Genomic DNA, 23,364 nt, shown 5'->3' with positions numbered 1-23,364 from the left:
TTTTTATGTAGTTATTATTTAATCAAGATTGTTGTTGCAGCCGCTTGCAAACCTTCGCTTTCTGCTTTTATGATAAATTGTCCTTTTTGATCTTTTTTAGCTTTGACAATTACTAAAACTTTTCCGTTGTAAGCAGGTCTTTCTTTACTTTGGAAAGGCACAAAACTTGTTGCATCTCCATTATCAGTTGCCACAATTTCGCCAGCTCCTTCAATTGAAAATTTGACTAAAGGATTTGCGCGAGGAACAACTAAACCATTTTTATCAGCAACATCAACCGTTACAAAAACCAAATCAACATCATCTGCATATACTGCTTTTCGATCAGCTGACATATTTAGTTTTGTGGGAGTTCCTATTGTTTTCACAATATCTGTTGCCCAAATTTTTCCGTTTTTATAACAAACCACTTTTAATTCTCCCGGCGTATATCGTACATCATCCCAAGCTAATCGGAAATCTTTCCCTTTTGCCATTTTCTTTCTCCCAAGACTTTTTCCGTTAAGAAACAATTCGCCTTCATCTCCTGAAGTATAGACATGAACAGGAACTACTTGACCAATACGTTCACTCCAATTCCAATGTGGTAAAATATGAGCAGTTGGCACATCAGGTCTCCAGTGCGATTTGTAGCTGTAATAACGATCTTTAGGGAAACCAGCTAAATCAATAATGCCAAAATAACTGCTTCTTGATGGCGGATTGCTTTTTTGCAATTCAGCCAATTTTGCTTCCAATTCTTTCTGTTTAGACGGATCAGTTCTAAAATTCAACAAATTGGTTTCGTCTGAATTATAAGGCGTTGGCTCTCCCAAATAATCAAAACCGGTCCAAACATATTCTCCCAATAAATGCGGATATTTTGCATTGGTTCGAAATTGAGTATCTGGCGAGCAACCCCAACCTGGAAATGCATCATCATAAGATGAAATCTGCCAAGTCGTTTTATTGTATTTATCATCGAAGAAATATTCACCACGAGAACTCACGGTTGAAGCTGTTTCACTTCCAATCGTTGGTTTTTTCTCGTATCTCGGATCGATATCCCATTTTGGTTGTTGATCAAAAAAGTAATTCACTCCCATTATATCCAATGCTACAGCCGCGCCTGAACTTCTTCCACCATCAGGATCGTTATATCCATTTGAGACTGGACGAGTTGGATCTTCTCTTCGCATTATATCTGCCAATTGTTTTGTCAATGCAACATTTTGTTGATCTGGAACTTCATTTCCAATTGACCAAATAAATACCGAAGGATGATTTCTGTCTCTATGCACCAAAGCCATTAAATCTTTTTCATGCCATTCATCAAAAATTACATTATAATCCAGTTTTTTCTTCCCGATTTTCCAGGCGTCAAAAGCTTCATCCCAAACTAAAAATCCCATTTTATCTGCCAATTCCAATAGTTCTGGAGCCGGAGGATTGTGAGAAGTACGCAATGAATTGCACCCCATTTCTTTCAGCATCACCAATTGTCTTTTCAATGCCGAAGTATTGATTGCAGCTCCTAAAGCACCCAAATCATGATGATTGCAGGTACCGAAAATCTCGACTCTTTTTCCGTTTAAAAGAAATCCGTTTCGAGAAGTAAATTCAATTGTGCGAATACCAAAAGGCGTATTATAAGTATCAACCACTTTTCCGTCAACGCTTACTTTAGTTTGTGCAACATAACGATTTGGCGTTTTTAAATCCCAAAGTTTAGGATTGTTCAAAATCGAATGTGTTTCTGCCTCTTCAGTTGAATTTGGCTTGATTTCTAAAGTAGAAACAATTAATGAACCTGCTTTCACTGTAGGCGTATTATTGATGTCTAATTCATATAAATCAGTGGTAACAACTGCTTTAATTGTTTTGTTTGTTGCATTGTCAACTTTAACCAACACTTTAATTGACGCATCTTCTTTAGTTATATTTGGTGTCGTGATATAAGTTCCCCAATGTGCAATATGCACCGGATTTGTTTTTACCAACCAAACATGACGATAAATACCTGCACCCGGATACCAGCGAGAATCCCAGTTTTCAGTATCCAAACGAACCCCCAAAACATTTTCTTCTCCAAATTTTAAAAATGGAGTCAAATTCATTCGGAAAGAATTATATCCGTAAGGCCATGTACCTACATAATTTCCATTCAAATAAATTTTGGCATTTGCCATCGCTCCGTCAAAATCAACAAAAATCTGTTTTCCAGAATCCGAAGCTGGAACAGTAAAATGTTTTCTATACCAGCCAATTCCTTTCCATGGCAATTTTCCGGTTTCTCCTCTAAGCTCAATTCTAAAAGGTCCTTTGATTGCCCAATCGTGTGGCAGATTTAATTTTTCCCAATTGGATTCATTAATTGAAACTGCTTCTAAATTCTTAGGCTCTTCTTTGATCAATCCGTCAGCCTGAAGTCCGAAACGTGAAAAAACCCAATTGTCATCGAAAGACTCAGTGTCTGCCGAACCCATTCTTTTAATTGCTTTTTGTTGTGAAAAACTAGATATTCCGATTGTCAAACACAGAATTAAAGCGAAATTATTACGTAATGAAAACATCTTTTTGCTCCTATTTTTGATTAATTATAGTGAACGGTCCAGATGCGTATAACCTCCATCTACATGAATCAGCTGTCCTGTAGTGTGGCTTGATCTATCAGACAATAGGAATACTGTCATATTAGCGATTTCTTCAGCAGTTGTCATTCTGTTTTCAAACGGAATTTTTGCTGTTATTTCTTTTAATTTTTGCTCTGGATTCTCAAGCGTATTAATCCATGTCTCGTACAGTGGCGTATAACATTCGGCTACAATTACGGCATTTACGCGTATTCCATATTTTAGCAATTCAACAGCCCATTCGCGGGTCAACGCATTGCGCCCACCGTTTGAAGCGGCATAAGCCGACGTATTTCCTTGTCCCGTATCAGCTGTTTTTGAGCCGATGTTGACGATTGCCCCTTTTGTTTTTTTCAACTCTGGCAAAGCGTATTGTGTCATCAAATAATAATGCACTAAGTTTTTATGCAGCGAAGCCATAAATTTTTCATAATCGCCGCTTTCTAAGCCAACGCCATCGTTTACTCCTGCATTATTAACCAATCCGTCGATTCTTCCACATAATGCAACAACTTGATCAACTGCATCTTTACAAGCTTGAGGATTTGTAAGCTCCGCAGAAACTGCCAATGCTCTTCCACCTTCAGATTCTATTTCTCTGATTGCTTTTTCATTATCGGCATTGCTTCTTCCTACAATTACTGGAATTGCCCCTTCTCCCGCCAAAACTTTACAGATTCCAAGTCCAATTCCTTTTGCTCCGCCGGTTACAATAATTATTTTATCAGTAAGGTTAAGATTCATTTTGTATGCTATTTTAGTTAGATAGTTTTTTGATTGCAAATACATCTGAACTCACAATCATGGTCGTTTTTTTATAAATGATAAAAATTGATGGCGTTTTTGCTCCAAAATTTATCTTGGTCTATTTTTGAGAATTTAGAAAAATAATCTTCAACAATTTCACATGATTCGGCGTAAGAAGCGGCAAGCAAACTCACAGGCCAATCACTGCCAAACATTAAACGGTCAATTCCAAAAACCTCAGTTATCACATCTAAACAATGTGTAAAATCTGTTTTGGTCCAATTATTCCAATCGGCTTCTGTCACCAAGCCCGATACCTTGCACATTACGTTTGGAAATTTTGCAATTGCTCGAATTCCGTTTTCCCAATCAATGAATTCTTTGTTTTTAAAATCTGGTTTTGCCAAATGATCAATAACAAATTTTTGTTTCGGAAAATTTGCTACAAGCTTCGCCGCATTTTCCAAATGTTTCGGGAAAATCAAAATATCATAGGTGAAATTATATTTTGCTAATTGCGAAATTCCATTTTGAAATTTTGGTTGCAACATAAAATCGAGATCGGCTTCTGCTTGGATAATATGTCTGAAACCTTTCAACTTTTCGAATTTGGCGCAATATTGCAAACGCTCCGCAATATTGTCGGAACACAACTCTATCCAGCCTACAACTCCTTTTATGAAATGATTTTCTTTTGCTAAATCCAATAGAAAAAGTGTTTCTTCCTCACTTTGATCGGCTTGAACAGCCACACAACCTCCAAACTGATTTTCGAATAATATGGGCTCCAAATCAGCAGGCAAAAAATCGCGCTTGATTACTTTCATTTCGTCAGTAATCCAAGCGTCCTTTATCGGGTCAAATTTCCAGAAATGTTGGTGGCTATCGATTTTCATGCAGGTCGAATATTTTTTCCATCAACATCCATTTTTCACCTTCTTTTGCCCACGGCAAAGCTTTTTGATATTTCCACATCAATTCTTCCCATTTTTGAACAACAGGATTATTGGCATCCATTTCTCCTTTTCTTTCAAAAGTAAAAGTTTCATTGGCTTCGATAATCATAAACAATCTGTTGCCAACACAATAAATATCAAGATTCTCAATTCCTGAATTGGTAATGCTTTCTGTGATTTCAGGCCAAATTTTTTCATGGTATTTCTTATACTCCGCCATTAAAACCGGATCTTCATGTAAATCTAATGCCAGACAATATTTTTGAGTTACCATACTATTATATTTAAATTTTAAGGTTGAGACCTAAAATTACTGATTATCGTTTCTTTATTCTGTACAAGTTATTAACTAAATCGTTTTATATTTTGGAACAGAGTTTTATTGCAATCTTAAAAAAATAAAATTATTGCATTATAATCTTTTATTTTACCTCAAAATTATCATTAATTAAGCATTTATTATCTTTTTAATAAATACCACCAAAAGACAGATTTTTAGCTCACTTTTTTAAAATAAATTATGAGATAAAAAAAAATAGCACGTTATAAAAAGAAATCTTCAAAATACAGATTTTAATTTTGAGCAAAATCGAATACCTATTTTTTAATAAAATTACAATTGGAAGCTGTTGCTTATACCAAAGTATTTTTGCGATACTCTTTTGGTGTGGTACCTATTAATTTCTTGAAGAGTTTATTGAAGTTTGAAGCCGTTTTGTAACCGCATTCATAGGCAATTTCAGAAATACCCAAATCAGTTTCAATCAAATATTTGCAGGCATTTGAAACTCTGATTTCATTTAAATATTCGACAAAAGGTTTTTTGGTTTTTGCTTTGAACATTCTGCAGAAAGAAGTCGGAGTCAAGTTTGCGATTTTTGAAATTTCATCAAGCGAGATTTCTTCTTTGTAATTTGATTTTACATATTTGAAAACTTCAGCAAGACGATCACTTTTATTATCCTCATTAACCGGCACATATGAATTATCATTAATGTATCGCAAATCTTTGCTTTTTGACAAAAGAAATAAAATCTCAAGAAGTCCCATTACAACTTCAAAACCTTTCTTTTTAAGAAGTTTACTCATTTTTTTTGCGATCAAAGCGTTCGTTTCTCCTGTAATGGAAACGCCTTTTATTGCCTGAGCAAAAAACTTTTTGACTTCCTGCGCTTCTGGCAATTCATAAAAAGAATTTCCAAAAAGATCTCGGCTAAAATAAATTACAATCGCTTTTGCTTTAAGGCTATTGATTCCTTTATAAAAAATTTCGTCATTGAGCCAAACATGTGGTATATCATCTCCCAGGAAAACCATATCGCCCGGTTGAAAAGATTCTACAGAATTCCCGATAATTCTTTTCCCATGACTTTCTAATATATAAACCAATTCAAATTCCGGATGTGAATGAAAAGGCGACTGAAAAAACGACTCTTCACGAGAGAATACAGATAGCGATGTATTTGTATAAGAAGCGATAGTAGTTTTAACGATTTTCATTTTCCGAATAATAATGATAATTAATAATTAAATAATGATAAAATTGAATTAATTATTAAATTGATTTAGATATAATTTTAATTTACCCTAAAAACAAAAATAATATAAAAATGCATTCCACAATACTAAATCGTTTTAATAAGATAAAAAAATCAAAAAAAAGTTGTTTTTGCCTCTTATTTTAAATTAAAAAGCAGACTTGCTTTTTGCTTCGAAAGTCCTAAAAACATTGGAATTAGGAATAAGATTAAGTCCAAAAATCAAGTCCTTTTTTTGGACAAAATGATAGAATTGAATTAATAAGTGATTTCTCGATAAAAATACATATCTGGATTGACAACCAATTTTACAAAACGTTTTTAAGCAAAATTTAAAAGCGTTTTAAAAATCTACAAACGTTCCTTTTTATTCTAAACTTAAAAATTATTTAACGACAACTTAATTGGAAAAACGGGAACAAAAAAACTAAAACTAAAAAACAAATGAAAAAAGAACTCTTAATTTTCCTGATTGCTCTCAGTACAAATTTGATTGCACAAACTAAAACTACGGGAAATGTTGTGGAATATTTTGGTAAAGAAAAAATAGAAACAACCGCCGAAGGAAGTGTTTTGCATCAATTCACTGAAGGTTATTTTCTGCCTGCTGACAAAAAAAGCGGCACACTTTTCAACGGACAAGATCCGATAGCTTGGCAATATGCAACGGGAAAATTTGTTAATCCGAACAAGCAAAAAGGAGATTGGCAAAATATTAAGGTGGATTCGGTTGGAGTTTTCAGTGGCAAAGATTTGAGATCTGCTTTTTTGTTTACCGAATATAATTCGCCAAAAGAGCAAATCGTACTTATGGAAACTACAGGCGGAACGCGCACTTATATAAATGGAATGCCTCATGAAGGAGATCATTATGATTTTGGATATACTTTGATTCCGTTTAAACTTCGAAAAGGAACGAACGAATTTGTTTATACGAAAGGACGTTTTGGACGTGTAAAATCAAAAATTATTGTCCTTTCAAAAAACATTCAATTTACCAAACGCGACTTGACCCTTCCTGATGTCATCAATGGAGAAAAAGACGAAAAATGGGCTTCAGTCCGCATCATCAATGCAACGGAAAAAGATTTGAAAGAATTAAAAATCGTTGCGAAATTATCTAGCGGAGAAACCGCTTCATACAATACTGACGCCATTATGCCAATGTTTGTCAGAAAAGTAAAATTCAAAGTTCCAGCCGCAAAAAAAGAATTTAATGGCGAACTAAAATTAGAACTTACGTTAATTGACAAAAGCGGAAAAGTATTGGACAAAACAGAATTTCCTATTCAGCAACGCTCAGCTACCATTCATCACGAGCGCACTTTTCTAAGTAAAGTTGACAACAGTGTACAATATTACAGCATTGCTCCTGCTTTAGGAACCGGGCCAAAAGCGTTAGTTTTATCGGTTCACGGTGCTTCTGTTGAAGCTAGAAATCAGTCGCGTGCTTATAAACAAAAAGATTGGGTAACTATTGTTGCGGCAACAAACCGTCGTCCTTTCGGATTTAACTGGGAAGATTGGGGAAGAATTGATGCCTTGGAAGTTTTAGAAGAAGCAAAAAGGGTTTTCAAAACGATTCCAGAACAAACATACTTGACAGGTCATTCGATGGGCGGTCATGGAACTTGGTTTTTAGGAACTACTTATCCCGGAAAATTTGCTGCAATTGCGCCATGTGCTTCTTATCCTGACATTTCTACTTACGGATTTGACAAAGGAGATGAAATGCACGATATGTTCAAAGCTTATGAACCAATCAAACGTTCTGCAAATTCGGGACGTGTAAAAAGTCTTGTGCAAAATTTAAAACAAGACGGAGTATATATTCTACATGGCGATGCCGACTCGACTGTTCCGATTTCACAAGTGCGTGAAATGCGTCAGATTTTGGGAACTTTTCATCCAAATTTTTGCTATTATGAATATCCGGGCGGAGAACATTGGTATGGAGATCATTCGGTAGATTGGTTCCCGATTTTTGAATTTTTCAAACGCCAAACGATCCCAGCAAATAAAAATGTAAAAGAAATTGATTTCTATACAGCAACTCCAGCAGTTTCTTCGACAGATTATTGGATCAAATTGCAACAACAAATTCGTCCTTTTGATTTTTCTAATATTAATGCCAAAATCGGCAAAGAAGAAATTATCGTTAAAACCAAAAATGCTTCGATACTAGAATTGGATTTGCCTTCATTGGAAATAAACAAAGAAATTACAATTAATATTGATGATCAAATTCTGAAAACTGCTTCAGATAAAAAAGCAATTTTGGCTTTAAAAAACGAAAAATGGACTTTAGTCAATGAAATTAATACTGCTGAAAAATACGCAGTACGCCAAGGCGGTTTCAAATTTGCTTTTGACAATAATGTTGTTTTTGTTTACGCAACAGGGGGTTCTGCTTTGGAAAAAGAATGGTACCAAAACAGAGCACGATTTGACGCAGAAACTTTTTATTACAGAGGAAATGGAAGCATCGATGTTATTTCTGACAAGGAATTTTCATTAGAAAAATACAAAGACAGAAATGTGATTATCTACGGAAATGCTTCAAACAATAGCGCATGGAAATTGTTGCTGAAAAATTCTCCAATCCAAATTGACAATCAGCAAGTAAAAATTGACAACAAAACATTAAAAGGAGATGATTTGGCTGCTTATTTTGTTGTGCCAAGATCTGACAGCAAAACTGCAATGGTTGGCGTTGTATCAGGAACTTCTGAAAAAGGAATGAAAGCGACCTGGGCAAATAATTACATTTCAGGAATCACAGGCTTTCCAGATGTTATGATTTTCAAAACAGACTTGCTTTTAAATGGCTTGCCAAGCATGAAAGTAAGCGGTTTCTTTGATAATGACTGGTCTGCCAAAACGTTGGAATTTTTCAATTAGAATAAAAAAATAAATTCTGAATAATCAGGTGCGTTAATTTTACTAATACGATTTAGTATTTCAATAAAAACCCCTACTTTTAGCAAAAAAAAGACAGAGAATCAAACTAATAGCAATATTCTCACAGAAAAAACAATCTTCTGAAATTGCGCTACTTATAACCAAAAAACAAACTACTTTCTGATTGAATTCAGTCAGATTAAAATAAACAAGACATGACAAATCGTAGAAATTTTCTAAAAACAACTGCAATCGCATCGGCAGCCGTTGTATTAAATTCTTTCACCGGAAATGCGGAAGAACTTAAAGAGGAACAAAATGAACTTCCGGAAGGAAAAGTTAGAAAACCAATAGTACTTTCAACTTGGCGTTTTGGCCTACAGGCAAATGAAGCGGCATGGGAAGTATTAAAAAACGGCGGTAGAGCTCTTGATGCCGTAGAAGCCGGCGTAAAAGTTCCAGAAGCTGATCCAAAAGAACGAAGTGTTGGCTACGGCGGAAGACCAGATCGTGACGGACGTGTGACTTTAGATGCCTGCATCATGGACGAAATGTCGAATATTGGTTCTGTTGGTTGTCTTGAACATATCAAACATCCAATATCTGTAGCTCGTGCCGTGATGGAAAAAACACCTCACGTAATGCTAGTTGGTGATGGCGCGCTTCAATTTGCTTTGTCACAAGGTTTTCAAAAAGAAAATTTATTAGTTCCCGATTCTGAAAGAGAATGGAAAGAATGGCTAAAAACTTCCGAATATAAGCCAATTGCCAATATCGAAAATCATGACACGATTGGAATGATCGCTCTGGATGCGGCCGGAAATCTTTCGGGTGCGTGTACTACCAGCGGAATGGCTTTCAAAATGCACGGCCGTCTTGGCGACTCTCCTATTATTGGTGCGGGTTTATATGTTGATAACGAAATTGGAGCTGCAACGGCAACGGGACATGGAGAAGAAGTAATCAGAATTGCGGGATGCCATTTGGTTGTAGAATTAATGCGCCAAGGAAGATCGCCTCAAAAAGCTTGTGAAGAAGCCGTTCAACGCGTCGTAAAACTGATGAAAAATAGAAACAAAAACCTAAAAGATATACAGGTTGGCTTTATTGCTTTGAACAAAAAAGGCGATTATGGTTCGTATTGTGTACAGAGTGGTTTTAACTACGCTGTTTATGACGAAACCGGAAACCGATTAATTGATCCTGATTTTTACATTAAGTAAACAAATCAGCAACATCAATAAAGACTTAACCAAAAACAAAATGAAAAATAAATTCAAGTTACTGTTTACAGCTTTTGTCTGTGCGGGTTCATTTTCTGTTCACGCGCAAGGCGATTTTAGTATGGAAGCAAACAAATCAGAAGAAGCTGGTTACGTTTGGACAAAAGATCCACAAGTAAAAGCCAATCTTGACAAATGGCAAGGCTATAAATTTGGAGTTCTAATCCATATGGGGCTTTACACCCAATTGGGAACTGTAGAATCATGGGGATTGGCTCCCGAAGATTGGGTTACCCGAGACGGTTATGACGATTACTACAAATATGCTACTGATTACAGAAATACAAAATTCAAATTAAACCCAACGAATTTAAATTCTGAAAAATGGGCGAAGATGTTCAAAAATGCAGGAGCAAAATACATGATTTTCACTTCAAAACATCATGATGGTTTTTGCATGTACGATTCAAAATTTACTGATTTTAAAATCACAAATCCAGAATTGCCTTATGCGAAAAATCCAAAAGCAGATGTATTAAAAGATGTTTTAGATGCTTCAAGAAAAGAAGGATTGGCTGTTGGTGTTTATTTCTCAAAACCAGACTGGACTACTGAAAATTTCTGGTGGTCGTACTATCCGCCAAAAGATAGAAATCCGACTTATGACATAAAAAAGTTTCCAGACCGTTGGAAAAGCTATGTTCAATACACCCAAAACCAGTTAAATGAATTAACTACAAATTATGGAAAAGTAGATATTCTTTGGCTTGATGGATGCTGGGTTCGACCACTTTCTACAATAAATAAAAAGGTGGAAGAATTTTGTAAATATCCATACGATATGGATATCGACATGAAACATATTGCTGAAACTGCACGCAAAAAACAACCAGGAATGCTTGTCGTAGATCGTTGGGTTCCGAGCGAATATGAAAACTATTTGACTCCAGAACAAAAAACTCCAGAAAAACCATTGACAGTGCCTTGGGAAAGTTGCATTACGCTTGGTGGCGCTTGGGGTTGGGTGCCAAATGATCATTACAAATCATCAAAAGAAGTTATTCAATTAATGACCAATATCGTGGTAAAAGGCGGTAACTTGTTATTAGGAGTTGGGCCGGATGCTAAAGGAGAATTTGATCCAAAAATCGAAACCACTTTGGCAAATGTTGGCAAATGGCTTTCTACAAATGGAGAAGCAATTTATGATACCAAACCTGTCGCTCCATATTTAGACGGAAAAGTTGGTTATACTCAAAAAGGAAATGCAATTTACGGAATTTATATGCCGGCAAAAGATGAAAAAGAATTGCCAGCAGAAATTACCATTAAAACGGATTTAAAGAATCCTAAAGTTATTTTATTGGCTAACAAACAAAAGCTAACCAGCAAAAAAACAACTGATGGAATTATTGTCAGCATTCCGCAAAATCTTAGAACATCTTTAGTATATTCGGAGGCGGTTGTCTTTAAAGTCAACTAACGATTTTCTTAAAAAAACAGCATCACATTACTGACTAAAAAACCACAATGAAAAAATGAAAAAACAGTTATTAACGCTTTTTGGATGTTTTGTATTTGTCTCTATGACTGCTCAAAAAGTAAGTGCACCAGCACCTTATGGAGCATTGCCAACCGAAGCTCAACTGCAATGGCAAGAAGTAGAACAATACGTTTTAGTGCATTTTACCCCCACCACTTTTCAAAATAAAGAATGGGGATACGGAGATGCTGATCCTAAAATCTTCAATCCTACGAAATTTGATGCCAGCCAAATTGTAAATGCGGCAAAAGCCGGCGGTTTTAAAGGTGTAATTCTTGTAGCAAAACATCATGACGGATTCTGTTTATGGCCAACAAAAACAACAAGTTACAATATCAGCAAAAGCCCTTTTCGAAATGGAAAAGGCGATATGGTAAAAGAATTTGAAGTTGCTACTCGTAGTGCTGGAATGAAATTTGGCCTTTACTGTTCGCCTTGGGATCGAAATAATGAATTTTATGGAACGCCCGAATATGTTACTAAATTCCGTGAGCAATTAACCGAATTATATTCGAATTACGGAAAATTATTTATCACTTGGTTTGACGGTGCTAATGGAGGTGATGGTTATTACGGTGGTAAAAATGAAAAAAGAAACATCGATCGTACAAAATATTACGACTGGGATAACACTTGGCAAATTTCAAGAAAACTGCAGCCTGATGCGGTTATTTTTTCTGACATGGGAGATGTACGCTGGGTCGGAAACGAACATGGCTTTGCTGCCGAAACTTCATGGGCAACTTTTACGCCACTACCAATTGCAGGAAATACAGTAGCCGTTCCAGGAGCTACAGATTCTAGCAAAGCGCCCGAAGGAACTCGAAATGGCAAATATTGGAAACCTGCAGAATGCGACGTACCACTTAGAAATGGCTGGTTTTATCATTCAAATGAAGACAATCATGTAAAATCGGTTTCAGAATTATTTAAAATTTATATGAATTCGGTTGGAAGAGGCGCTTGTCTGGATTTGGGAATTTCGCCTAATAGAGACGGTTTGTTGCATCCAAATGATGTTAAAGCACTAAAAGATTTTGGCGATTTTCTGAAGAAATTATTCTCCGACAATCTTGCTAAATCTGCTGTAGTAAAAGCTTCGGAAGTTCGAGGTGAAAATGAAATATTTTTCGGAACCAAAAATCTTACCGACAATGATCGTTATACGTATTGGGCAACCAATGATGAGGTAAAAAAAGCGTTCGTAACTTTAGAATGGAATAAAGAACAGACTTTTAATATCATTCGCCTAAGAGAAAACATCAAACTTGGCCAACGTATTGAAAAAGTTGAATTTGATGCATTTTTTAATGGAAAATGGAAAAAAATAGGAGAGGCAACCAGTATCGGGGCAAATCGTTTGGTGAGATTACCTAATTACATTTCAACTTCAAAATTGAGAATCCGAATTGAAGAATCTCCAGTTTGTATTGCTTTGAGTGACATTGGTGTTTTTAGAGAGCCAGAACAATTGGCACTTCCAAAAATTAAAAGAGATAAAGATGGAAACGTTTCTATAACTACAGAAACCCCTGTAAATCAAATTCATTATACAATTGATGGAACAGAACCTACAATTCAGTCTCCAACTTACGAAAGTGCATTTTCATTTTTATCATCAGGCGATATAAAAGCGAAATCTTTTGGAACAGATTTAAAATCAGGCGAAACTGTAATTCAATCTTTTAATGTCTGCAAAAAAGATTGGAAAATAATTACCGCTACTTTTGAAAATCCAGATAAAGAAAAAGCGTCAAATGCTATTGATGATAATGAAATGACTTTTTGGAGTACAATCGAAAATACTTCCATAACACCTTTCCCACAATCCATTGGAATCGATATGGGACAAGAAATGGAAATTTCATCTTTATCTTATTTGCCTCGCCAGAATGGTACAGGCGGTATTGTAAAAAATTACCAGTGGGTAGTAAGTACAGATGGCATAAGCTGGAAAACAGTTGCTGAAGGCGAATTTTCGAATATCAAAAGCAATCCTGTCGAGCAGATTATTACTTTAAAAACTTCGGCGAAAGCGCGATTTATTAAATTTATTGGCAAAAGCAGTGAAGATGGAAATTATATTTCAGTTGCTGAATTGGGAGTAAAAAGCGTGGAATAGATATTCCTTTTAAGCTATAAAAAGAGATTGTCTCAATTCAAGCTTCAGAGAAGCGAAATCTTTATAGCAAAGGAATATTGCTTACAACGTAAAGCTCCGGAGGAGCGACATATTTAAGACTTTAGAAAAAAATATGTCGCTCCTCCGGAGCTTTTTTCATTTGTCTTGTTGTATTCTATAAATATTTCACCCCGCTGGGGTTTATACTAAATTTCATAAATATTCCATCCAACAAAAAAGCGTCTGAAATTAATCAGACGCTTTTTGCTTTATTCCTGAATCACTTTCAATGTTGTTCCGTTTACAAAATCATCATGCGAAATAAAATAACTGTTCAGGCTTTTGCCATTTAACTGAATTTCTTTGATTTTTCCGTCACTATTGACTTCTCGTTCAATTACAATATTTTCTCTCTTGTAATATTTTGGATCCAACTGAATCGTTATTTTATCAAACATTGGTGTTGTAATGGTATAACTTGGATCACCAGGCGTTATCGGATAGAATCCCATCATTGAATATACCAGCCAAGCAGACATGGTTCCTGTATCGTCATTTCCTGGGAGTCCATTTGGTAAATTTTTAAAATGTTCTCTCACCAATTTTCTCACCAATTCCTGGCTCTTATATTCCTCTCCTTTGATGTAATTAAACAAATACGGATAAGCAATGTCCGGCTCGTTTGCCATATCAAATTGTTTGGTGTCAAAAACTTTTTGCAATTGCTCAGAAAAAGGTTTGTCGCCGCCCATTAATTTAATATATCCCCTAATGTCATGCGGTACCATAAAAGCATATTGCCAAGCATTGCCCTCGACAAAGCCAACATTTGCCTGAAAATTGGCCCCTGCTTCGGGATCAAAAGGTTCGTACCATTTTCCGTTAGCTAATCTTGGTCGAAGTAATTTCAAATCTTTGTCAAATAATTTTTGATACGATAATGAACGTTTTGCAAAACGCTTATAATCATCTTTTTCACCTAAAGCTTTCGCTAAAAGTGAAATCGCATAATCTGACATATTATATTCTTGTGTAGTAGAAACAGGACCAGAATAATTAGTTGACAAATACCCTTTTTCCAGATATTCCTTAAGTCCAGGGCGCAACGGGTTATTTTCAACTTGATCAGCGCCTTTTAACATGGCATAATACGCTTTATAAATGTCAAAATCCTGAATTCCTTTTAAGCAAGCATCTACTATTACGATACTTGCTGGATCTCCAACCATGGTAAATGTTTCTGTCGAATTCAATTCCCATTTTGGCAACCAGCCGTTTTCATCATACATTTCCAGCATGCTTTTTATCATATCAGATTGTTGCTTAGGATAGACTAAAGACATTAACGGATGCATGTTCCTGTATGTATCCCATAAAGAAAATACTGTATAACGTGTCCCTTCCGTTTTACCAATCTCACTTCTTTTTAATTCTGGATATTCCCCATTACTATCGTTTAAAACATTTGGGTGAATCAAAGTGTGATACAAGGCAGTATAAAAAATAACTTTATCCTGATAAGAGCCTCCTTCGACCAAAATTTTTGAAAGTTCCTTATTCCACTCGTCGTAAGTTTCTTTGTAAATTGTATCAAATGGCTTATTTGCTGTTTCTTTTTCTAGATTTTCACGCGCATTTTCTATACTTACATAAGAGACTCCAATTTTTACCTCAACTGTTTCTTTTTTATCAAACTGATAGGAAAAATACGTTCCGATGCTGTCTCCAACCACCGTTTTGATGGTATTTTTCATCATTCGCGTTTTTCCGTTATAGCCCATCCATTGTGCTTCTACGCCATCATATTTTTGTGTTTTTTTCCAAACACCATAATTAGTGGCGGGTTTTGAAAATTTTGCTACAAAATATACCGGATAAGCATCTTCAGGACTGTTGTAGCAGAATGAGCCTACAGAACGCATTCCTTCAATTTCTGTTGAAGAAACTACTTTTATCATCGCGCCTTCTTCATTTGTTAATCCCAAACCTAGATTGAGCAAAATATTGGATTGCCCTTTCGGGAAAGTGAATCTGCTTACTCCTACCCTTTTTGATGCGGTAAATTCGCCTTTGACTTTATATTTGTCAATATCTACACTGTAATAAGCTGTTTTGGCAATTTCATTAGAATAAGTGGAACCATATTTTAAATGATTGGTCTCAACAGCTCCTGTTGTTGGCATCAACAAAATTACGCCCAAATCTGGACAACCTACTCCGCTCAAATTAACATGACTAAATCCTGTCAAAAATGTATTTTCGTTTACGTAAGGATTAGACAGCCACTGACTGTCTTTTTCTAAAGGTTTGTTTTTAGTTCCTGCAACGTTAAACGGGCTTATACTGGCCATCCCGCGTGGCGCAATTGGCCCGGGAAAAGTAGCTCCATAATTTGAAGTACCAATTAATGGATTCACAAACTCTGCTGGTTGCTGCGCAGAAACTGTAATACCAAAAAGCAGTATGTTGATAAAACATACTGCTCGTAAAATTCGCTTTTTTCTTAATATCATATTATTTGTTAATCGCTTCAATTTTTAAAGTCCATGCTTCTTTTGAAGGAAGGTTCTTTCTCAGACTTTCCGGAATCACAACTTTAAAGCCCTTAGCTTCTTTAGTCCATTTTAAAGAAGTTTTTGAACCCAACATCGTAATTTTGGTTCCTTCTTTAGGACTAATAGATTTTACAGTCACTACTGAAGGAATTTTGTCCTCTCCGTCTTTGGCCAAATAAAACAAAAATACATTTCCTGCTTTATTTTGCGTCATGCAAATATTTTCTTCCTTGTAAGGAGCAATTGGTTTTGTATCATAAATTGCTGTACTGTTTACCTTCATCCAATCTGCGTAAGCAGCCAACAAATCATAAGCACCTTGCTGCCATTCTCCCTCTGGACTTGGCGCAATATTCAGCAATAAATTACCGCCTTTTGCTACCACATCAACCAACATATGAATTCCTTGTCTTCCTGTCATGTATTTTGCGTCAGGAGTATAAGACCATCCACCACCTGAGGTAATACAAGATTCCCAAGGGTAAGGCAATGTTTTTTCAGGAACTCTGTTTTCAGGAGTTAAATAATTCTGATTTTTGCCATGAACAGCTCTATCAACTACAATTAATCCTGGTTGTTTCTGACGTGCTTTTACCACCAATTCATCCATTTTAGGATCCTGATCTACAACTCTATGTTTGATAAAGCCGTTTTTAGATTCGTTTTCTTCAAATTTCGATGCATAGTTTTCTTTGATGTTTTGTAAATCTCTCTTTTTTACCCAGCCACCATCTAGCCACAAAATATCTACTTTGCCATAATTGGTCAGAATCTCTAAAATTTGATTGTGTGTAAAATTAACATATTTCTCCCATTTTTCAGGATATAATGATGGATCATAATTAACATTTCTGTCAAAAGGTGGAAAATAAGGATCCCAATAGTTTTCATTATGCCAATCTGGTTTAGAAAAATAGGCTCCAGTTGATATATTTTCACTTCTAAAAGCATTAAAAACTTCTTTTAAAATATCCGCTTTCGGATTGGTACTGAAAGGACAAGCCGCATCTGTTACTTTATAATCAGTATATTTTGAATCGAACATTGTAAATCCGTCATGGTGTTTTGTGGTAAAGACCATATATTTCATTCCGGCTGCTTTTGCTGCTTTCGCCCATTTTGTAGGATCGAATTTTGTTGGGTTGAATGTTTTTTTCAATCCTTCATATTCTTTTACATATTCAGTATAATTGTTCGGATTACTTCCTTTTTTTCGTTCGCACCAACCGTAATCTTCAGGGCAAATCGACCAAGATTCTACAATTCCCCATTGGCTATAAGTTCCCCAATGCATTAAAAGACCAAACTTTTTCCCTTGCCATTCTTCTAAATTTTTTAATACTGCAGGATCTGTTTCCGGTACATAACGTTCATCTTCATAAATTGCCTGTGAAAACAATTGTACAGAAAATAATAATGCTAAAATGAATATACTTTTTTTCATACTAAATCTTGTTTATTTTTAATTTAACCCGTTTGGTGAAATTCATGTTTTTTTGTTCAACACATAGAAACATAGTCCCGAAGCTTCGGGATTATTTTCAGATAAAGACACTAAAAAGAAACTAGTTTCTAACACATAGCTGACTATGTTTATTTAAATTTTTGCGCCTTCTAAATCTATGTTTCTATGTGTTTAAAATTTCATCCAACGGGTTTTAATTCACTAAAATTTCATCTACAAACAACCATGAGCTCTCGCCTCTTGGACTTTTTTTCAAATTCATCCCAATCACTTTTACATACCTAGCGTTTTGTTGTTGGAAACTGATTTTAAAATCTTTTAACTCTGAAATTGGATTTGCCGCATAAGGACGCGAAACTTTCCCAACTTCTTTGTAATTAATGCCATCATTAGAAAGCAAAATTTTTATTTGTATCGGAAAAAATACACCCGCACCTTGACTCTCTAAAGTTCCAACTGTAACTTGCTGAATACTTTCTAGTTTTTCAAAATCGATAACCAATTCCATATCATTTACAAGCCAAGCCTGCCATTGTCCGTCATGGAAATTTTTAGAACCGCGAATGGTATTTACCATCGTAAAAGGCCCATCTCCAGTATAATTTTTATTATATGGCGTCAGATAATTTACTTTATGTGCAACTGCTTTGTGAAATACGATTGTATCTGTAAATGTTTTCCCTACTGGTTTATCATCCTGAAAAAGCGAAGCTTTTAAAACTGTAGTTTCTTTAAACTGAATTGGATTTGTATATTTTATCGCATTCTGACCAATATTGTTATTCCCTAAAACATAACGAATGTCTGGATTTGGGAATTCATTTTTCAGTGTCACATTCACTTGTTTTTTCTGTAAATCGGCACTTGAAGAAGCTGTAACCAAATAAGCACTTTTTGCATAATTGATTCCCAAATAATCATAACGTTTGAATAATGAAGTCAGTCGCGTCGTAAAATCATTCCAATTGCGGTTTTCTTTTGTGCTCCATAAAACTTCAGATAAAGCCGCCAATCTCGGAAAAATCATATACTCAGAATCCTTTGGCCCTGGAAGAAATTCAGCCCATAAATTAGCCTGTCCACCCAAAACATGCTTTGCTTCTGTTGTCGACATAGTTGAAACAACAGGGTCAAATTCATATACTTTATTTAATGGATTATAAGCATCAAAAGCTAATGGTTCTTCATTTTGAGGTCCTTGATAAAAGTTGAAATAACAAGGCGATTCCGGTGTCATGATTACATCGTGCCCTTGTGCAGCGGCTTCAGTTCCGCCTTTGGTTCCTCTCCAGCTCATTACAGTTGCTTCTGGAGCAAGGCCACCTTCTAAAATTTCATCCCAACCAATTAGTTTTTTGCCTTTAGAATTAATGTATTTCTCCATTCTTTTTACAAAATAACTTTGCAGTTCATGTACATTTTTCAAGCCATGATCTTTCATTCTTTTTTGGCAATTCGGGCATTTTTCCCAATTTGTTTTTGTGGCTTCATCGCCACCAATATGGATGTATTTTGAAGGAAAAATGGTAATTACCTCATCAATTACATTCTGAAGAAATTCAAATGTCGATTCCTTTCCGGCACAATAAATATCTGTAATTGGCCATAAACCACCTGACGGAACTCCGATACGCTGATCAAAACAAGCTAATTCCGGATAAGCTGCAATAGCACTGCTGACGTGCGCCGGCATTTCGATTTCAGGAATTACTTCAACATTTTTTGAAGCGGCATATCTTACGATTTCTTTTAATTCTTCCTGTGTTAAAAAACCGCCGTAAGTTCCTTTTTCATCAGGATTTGTTTTTGCTCTTGCATTCCAAGCCAAATTTTCCTGATCAACTCTCCATGCACCAACTTCGGTTAATTTTGGGTATTTTTTGATTTCAATTCTCCAACCCTGATCATCAACCAAATGCAAATGCAAAACATTCATTTTGTGCATTGCCAAACGATCTATTGTAGATAAAATATAGTTTTTATCGAAGAAATGACGTGATAAATCCAACATTAATCCTCTATACTGAAAACGTGGTTCATCAGTAATTGTAACATTCGGGATCTGCCATTTTGTAGATGTAATGACATATTTGCTTTCAATAGCAACAGGAAGCAATTGTCGAATGGTTTCTAAACCGTAGATAAAACCGGCATTCCCGTTTGCGGTAATTGTAATGATGTTATTGCTTACATCGAGTTTGTACGCTTCTCTATGAAATGTCGCATCTGTTTTAAACTGAATAAAATTGCTCTTTGGTACTTTCGCTCCAAGAACAGGACGAAAGCCAGCTGCAGTTTCTAATTTGCTAATTAATGCATTCGAAATGTCTTTTTGAAAATCGGTAGTTGCAACAAAAACGGTATTTTTTGAAAACTCAAAAGATCCCGCCTGAAGCAGTAACTGATTTGGTTTCGGTACAATCTGAATATCTTTTTCAGTAAAAACTTTCTGGCTATAACCCGAACTTAAAACCGCTAAGAAGATTAAGATGAATATTGATTTTAATTTTCTCATAATTATTATTTTAAAGATGGTGCTATTTTAAATTGATACTGATAATTTTTGTCCTGCAAAAGATATTGTTTCATTGGCCACGCTTGCCAACTATCAATACCTCCAACGCCCATTTGTTTGTAATCGATTTTCAAGCTTGTCAAATCTCTTTCTTGCAATTCGGCTGCGTGTCTTTGGTCTTTTTCTAAGCCATCATCTAAGTCTTCGTTTAAATAATGAAGCGCTGTAACGGATAGCAAAATATCTGAAGTTACAGTCAATTTTAGTTTATCTCCCGATAATTCTAAAAAACGAATATCGGTTTTGTTTCCTGTTTCCTGTGGACGAATGTATGGATAATATTGCTCAGAAACCGTTTGATTGTAAAGGCCAATTTGTGAACTATAATTTCTGTCGATATAATTTTCGTGCGGGCCTTTTCCGTAATAAGTCATAGTACTAAAATCTTTTGGAACAATTATTTCCATTCCAAATCTTGGCAACATTGGCTGTTCTTTGGTTTTATCTATATTTAATTCTTCTTTTACGCTTAATTCGCCGTTGCTGTTCAACTCGTAATTTAGTTCTAAAGTAGCAGCAACCTGAGGCAAACTATACGTTGCTTTTACCAAAATCTTATTGTCTTTTGTTGCAGAAAATGTCCAGTTTACTAAAATCGGATTTTCTGTCGCTTCTTTCCAAGCCACCAAATTCTTCTGGAAATTTGCTCCAAAATCATTATCATTTGGTGCTCTCCATAAATTTGGACGCAGTTGATAACCGCCTTTAATAATTGGCAAATTATGAAAAGAATATCCGTTTATGAAACCTGTTTTTTTGTCGAAAGCAATTTCGGTATTTTCACTTTTAAAAATAGTACTGTTTTCTTTTTTATCAACTGTTATTTTTCCTTTTCCGGCAATTTTAATGTCATTTTTCCATTCGCCTTTATAAGCTAATTGCTCAGTTGCAATTTCGAAATTTTTTGGCAAAAACGGTTCAGCACTTTTTAAAGTATATGTAATATTTACAAATGCTTCCTGAAACTTTTTGTCTCCCAATTTGATTGGCAAAGCATAGGTTTTAAATTGATTTGGAAGAATATCTAAATTATCGATATTACCTGTTGCTTCAATCTTTCCGTCCAAAATTAATTTCCACTCCAGTTTTACATTGCTCAAATCTTTAAATGAAAATTCATTATAAGCTTTGATTGTTGCTGTTTCTTTATTTTCCCATGAAGTCAAGATATTCTGCAACACATTTCGCATTTCAAGCGCATGCGGATTTGGTTTTCTATCTACGGTAAATACACCATTGTTTACAAAGTTGTTGTCACTTTTGACATCTTTCGGGCCAAAATCACCACCATATGCCAAAACCGTAATTCCGTTTGGCAATTTTTTATAAACTGATTGATCGATCATGTCCCAAATAAAACCTCCCTGAAAGTTTGGATATTTTCGGATAACGTCCCAATAATCTTTGAAATTACCCATTGAATTTCCCATTGCATGTGCGTATTCGCACTGAATGTAAGGTCTTGACGGATTTGGATTTGCCAAAATATATTCTTCCATTTTATCCGGAGAACTGTACATTGGATCAATAATATCCGAATCCCATTCAAATTTCAAACCTTTTCCATCCCAAGCTCCAGCAGTTGCTCTTTCGTACTGAATTGGTCTCGATTTGTCTCGGTTTTTAATCCATAGATAACCACGGTAAAAATTGTAGCCATTTCCAGCTTCGTTACCCATACTCCAAATAATGATCGAAGTATGATTTTTATCGCGTTCAACCATACGCTCCATACGTTGTATATGAGCGAGTTCCCAATCTGGTTTATTGCCTAATGTTTTCGTAATATCGTAACCCATTCCGTGCGATTCAATATTGGCTTCATCGACAACATAAATTCCGTATTTGTCACATAATTCATAAAAATATTCATCGTTTGGATAATGCGACATTCGCACTGCATTGATATTAAATTCTTTCATCAATTTAATATCCTGCTCCATTCGTTCTCTAGAAATCGTTTGTCCTGTTACAGGATCGGTTTCATGACGGTTCACGCCTTTTATGTAAATCGCTTTTCCGTTTACTAAAAGCTGTCCGTTTTTAATCTCTACTTTTCTGAAGCCAACATTGTGGTTGATTACTTCAATCAAGTTTCCTTTTTTATCTTTAAGAAGAAAACTAACCTGATATAAATTAGGAATTTCGGCACTCCATTTTTTCGGATTATTTACTGCGAAATCAAAATTCAATTTTTTAGAATTACCCGAAAGAACTACTTTTTTAGTGTCAACAACTTGACCATTATCCTTTAATTGCACTTCAAAATTATAGCTTTCTTTTTTGTCTAAATCAGAAAAGTCAGTTGTAATTTTTAAAGTTCCGTTTACGTAATTTGCATCCAAATCTGGGATAATTTCGAAATCATTTAAATGCGCTTTATTTCGGGCAACCAAATAAGAATCTCTTGTGATTCCGCTCATACGCCACATATCTTGGCATTCCAAGTAAGAACCATCATTCCATTTCATTACTTTTAGAACGATTGAGTTTTTACCTGTTTTTACATATTTGTTCAATTTAAATTCAGAAGGCAATTTTCCGTCTTCACCATAACCCACATACACGCCATTTACCCAAACCGTAAGATTTGATTTTGCTGTTCCAATGTGAAGAAAAATATCTTTTCCTTCCCATGATTTATCGATTGTGATTTCTTTTCTGTAAACGCCGGTTGGATTGTATTTTGTTGGAACAAATGGCGGATTTGGCGCCATCAAATAATCAAAATCATAAGTGGTATTTACATAAACTGGAAATCCATATCCGTTTACATCCCAGCTTGCAGGAATTTTAAAATTATCCCAAGAATTGTCATTAAAATCCGTTTTTTCAAAATCCCTTGGAAGATCATTCGGACTGTCAACATATTTAAATTTCCACGGTCCATTGATGTCGAGATAATTTTTAGATTCTCTCCAGTTGTTTTTATTTGCTAAAGCTTCATTTTCAAATACAAAATAGGAAGCATGCATCGGTTCACGATTCTCTTCGTTGATTTTTTCATTCTGCCAAAACGGAACTTTTTCCTGAGCATTTATCGTTAAAACTGAAGAAAATAATAGGGATAATATAGATATTGCTTTTTTCATTCTTTATTTTATTCTCTACTGCTTTTGGCGCAGAA

The 23,364-nt window shown here is 35.3% G+C and carries 13 protein-coding genes; 4 read left to right on the top strand and 9 right to left on the bottom strand.

Annotated elements, in window-relative coordinates:
• Window positions 1-14: 14 nt before the first annotated feature.
• The 5 genes from galB to EYY60_RS05270 all read right to left on the bottom strand — a co-directional run bounded on the left by galB (window position 15) and on the right by EYY60_RS05270 (window position 5,815).
• Window positions 15-2,552 carry a beta-galactosidase GalB gene (galB, locus tag EYY60_RS05290; protein WP_132988350.1) on the bottom strand — a complete coding sequence of 846 codons (2,538 nt, stop codon included), beginning with the start codon at window positions 2,550-2,552 and terminating at the stop codon, window positions 15-17.
• A gap of 24 nt (window positions 2,553-2,576) precedes the next feature.
• Window positions 2,577-3,356: an L-fucose dehydrogenase gene (locus tag EYY60_RS05285; protein WP_132988349.1), complete on the bottom strand. Its 780-nt coding sequence runs from the start codon at window positions 3,354-3,356 to the stop codon at window positions 2,577-2,579.
• 71 nt (window positions 3,357-3,427) lie between these two features.
• Window positions 3,428-4,255 carry an amidohydrolase family protein gene (locus tag EYY60_RS05280; RefSeq protein WP_132988348.1) on the bottom strand — a complete coding sequence of 276 codons (828 nt, stop codon included), beginning with the start codon at window positions 4,253-4,255 and terminating at the stop codon, window positions 3,428-3,430.
• Window positions 4,242-4,589 (bottom strand): L-rhamnose mutarotase, encoded by a 348-nt coding sequence (locus tag EYY60_RS05275; protein WP_132988347.1) that lies wholly within the window; start codon window positions 4,587-4,589, stop codon window positions 4,242-4,244. The genes EYY60_RS05280 and EYY60_RS05275 overlap by 14 nt, the downstream gene beginning before the upstream one ends.
• Before the next feature lie 359 nt (window positions 4,590-4,948).
• Window positions 4,949-5,815 (bottom strand): AraC family transcriptional regulator, encoded by an 867-nt coding sequence (locus tag EYY60_RS05270; RefSeq protein ID WP_132988346.1) that lies wholly within the window; start codon window positions 5,813-5,815, stop codon window positions 4,949-4,951.
• 482 nt (window positions 5,816-6,297) lie between these two features.
• On the opposite strand from EYY60_RS05270, the gene EYY60_RS05265 reads away from it, so the two are divergent.
• The 4 genes from EYY60_RS05265 to EYY60_RS05250 all read left to right on the top strand — a co-directional run bounded on the left by EYY60_RS05265 (window position 6,298) and on the right by EYY60_RS05250 (window position 13,642).
• Window positions 6,298-8,754 carry a prolyl oligopeptidase family serine peptidase gene (locus EYY60_RS05265; protein ID WP_132988345.1) on the top strand — a complete coding sequence of 819 codons (2,457 nt, stop codon included), beginning with the start codon at window positions 6,298-6,300 and terminating at the stop codon, window positions 8,752-8,754.
• A gap of 215 nt (window positions 8,755-8,969) precedes the next feature.
• The gene (locus EYY60_RS05260) at window positions 8,970-9,977 is read left to right on the top strand and encodes an isoaspartyl peptidase/L-asparaginase family protein (RefSeq protein WP_132988344.1); all 1,008 of its coding nucleotides are present in this window, start codon (window positions 8,970-8,972) and stop codon (window positions 9,975-9,977) included.
• Window positions 9,978-10,017: 40 nt separating this feature from the next.
• Window positions 10,018-11,460 carry an alpha-L-fucosidase gene (locus EYY60_RS05255; RefSeq protein ID WP_132988343.1) on the top strand — a complete coding sequence of 481 codons (1,443 nt, stop codon included), beginning with the start codon at window positions 10,018-10,020 and terminating at the stop codon, window positions 11,458-11,460.
• 55 nt (window positions 11,461-11,515) lie between these two features.
• Entirely contained in the window at window positions 11,516-13,642 is a 2,127-nt protein-coding gene (locus tag EYY60_RS05250) for an alpha-L-fucosidase (protein WP_132988342.1), read from the top strand.
• A gap of 269 nt (window positions 13,643-13,911) precedes the next feature.
• On the opposite strand, the gene EYY60_RS05245 is transcribed toward EYY60_RS05250, so the two are convergent.
• The 4 genes from EYY60_RS05245 to EYY60_RS05230 all read right to left on the bottom strand — a co-directional run bounded on the left by EYY60_RS05245 (window position 13,912) and on the right by EYY60_RS05230 (window position 23,329).
• Complete coding sequence (locus EYY60_RS05245) at window positions 13,912-16,155, bottom strand: GH92 family glycosyl hydrolase (protein ID WP_132988341.1); 2,244 nt, start codon at window positions 16,153-16,155, stop codon at window positions 13,912-13,914.
• A gap of 1 nt (window position 16,156) precedes the next feature.
• On the bottom strand, window positions 16,157-17,641 hold the full coding sequence (locus EYY60_RS05240) for an alpha-L-fucosidase (protein WP_132988340.1): 1,485 nt from the start codon (window positions 17,639-17,641) through the stop codon (window positions 16,157-16,159).
• 214 nt (window positions 17,642-17,855) lie between these two features.
• Window positions 17,856-20,177, bottom strand: coding sequence for a glycoside hydrolase family 20 protein (locus EYY60_RS05235; RefSeq protein ID WP_132988339.1), 2,322 nt, complete (start codon window positions 20,175-20,177; stop codon window positions 17,856-17,858).
• 5 nt (window positions 20,178-20,182) lie between these two features.
• Entirely contained in the window at window positions 20,183-23,329 is a 3,147-nt protein-coding gene (locus EYY60_RS05230) for a glycoside hydrolase family 2 TIM barrel-domain containing protein (RefSeq protein ID WP_132988338.1), read from the bottom strand.
• Between the last annotated feature and the right edge of the window lie 35 nt (window positions 23,330-23,364).

This window comes from Flavobacterium zhairuonense (assembly GCF_004352915.1).
Lineage (GTDB): Bacteria > Bacteroidota > Bacteroidia > Flavobacteriales > Flavobacteriaceae > Flavobacterium > Flavobacterium zhairuonense.
The sequence above is the reverse complement of the archived record's forward strand: the minus strand, read 5'-3'. Positions and strand labels throughout refer to the sequence as shown.

What these genes read in the sequence shown, in the direction of transcription:
- EYY60_RS05270 (WP_132988346.1), bottom strand. Translation starts at nt 5,815, where the DNA reads ATGAAAATCGTTAAAACTACTATCGCTTCTTATACAAATACATCGCTA.
- EYY60_RS05265 (WP_132988345.1), top strand. Translation starts at nt 6,298, where the DNA reads ATGAAAAAAGAACTCTTAATTTTCCTGATTGCTCTCAGTACAAATTTG.
- EYY60_RS05250 (WP_132988342.1), top strand. Translation starts at nt 11,516, where the DNA reads ATGAAAAAACAGTTATTAACGCTTTTTGGATGTTTTGTATTTGTCTCT.
- EYY60_RS05275 (WP_132988347.1), bottom strand. Translation starts at nt 4,589, where the DNA reads ATGGTAACTCAAAAATATTGTCTGGCATTAGATTTACATGAAGATCCG.
- galB (WP_132988350.1), bottom strand. Translation starts at nt 2,552, where the DNA reads ATGTTTTCATTACGTAATAATTTCGCTTTAATTCTGTGTTTGACAATC.
- EYY60_RS05285 (WP_132988349.1), bottom strand. Translation starts at nt 3,356, where the DNA reads ATGAATCTTAACCTTACTGATAAAATAATTATTGTAACCGGCGGAGCA.
- EYY60_RS05260 (WP_132988344.1), top strand. Translation starts at nt 8,970, where the DNA reads ATGACAAATCGTAGAAATTTTCTAAAAACAACTGCAATCGCATCGGCA.
- EYY60_RS05230 (WP_132988338.1), bottom strand. Translation starts at nt 23,329, where the DNA reads ATGAAAAAAGCAATATCTATATTATCCCTATTATTTTCTTCAGTTTTA.
- EYY60_RS05280 (WP_132988348.1), bottom strand. Translation starts at nt 4,255, where the DNA reads ATGAAAATCGATAGCCACCAACATTTCTGGAAATTTGACCCGATAAAG.
- EYY60_RS05245 (WP_132988341.1), bottom strand. Translation starts at nt 16,155, where the DNA reads ATGATATTAAGAAAAAAGCGAATTTTACGAGCAGTATGTTTTATCAAC.
- EYY60_RS05255 (WP_132988343.1), top strand. Translation starts at nt 10,018, where the DNA reads ATGAAAAATAAATTCAAGTTACTGTTTACAGCTTTTGTCTGTGCGGGT.
- EYY60_RS05240 (WP_132988340.1), bottom strand. Translation starts at nt 17,641, where the DNA reads ATGAAAAAAAGTATATTCATTTTAGCATTATTATTTTCTGTACAATTG.
- EYY60_RS05235 (WP_132988339.1), bottom strand. Translation starts at nt 20,177, where the DNA reads ATGAGAAAATTAAAATCAATATTCATCTTAATCTTCTTAGCGGTTTTA.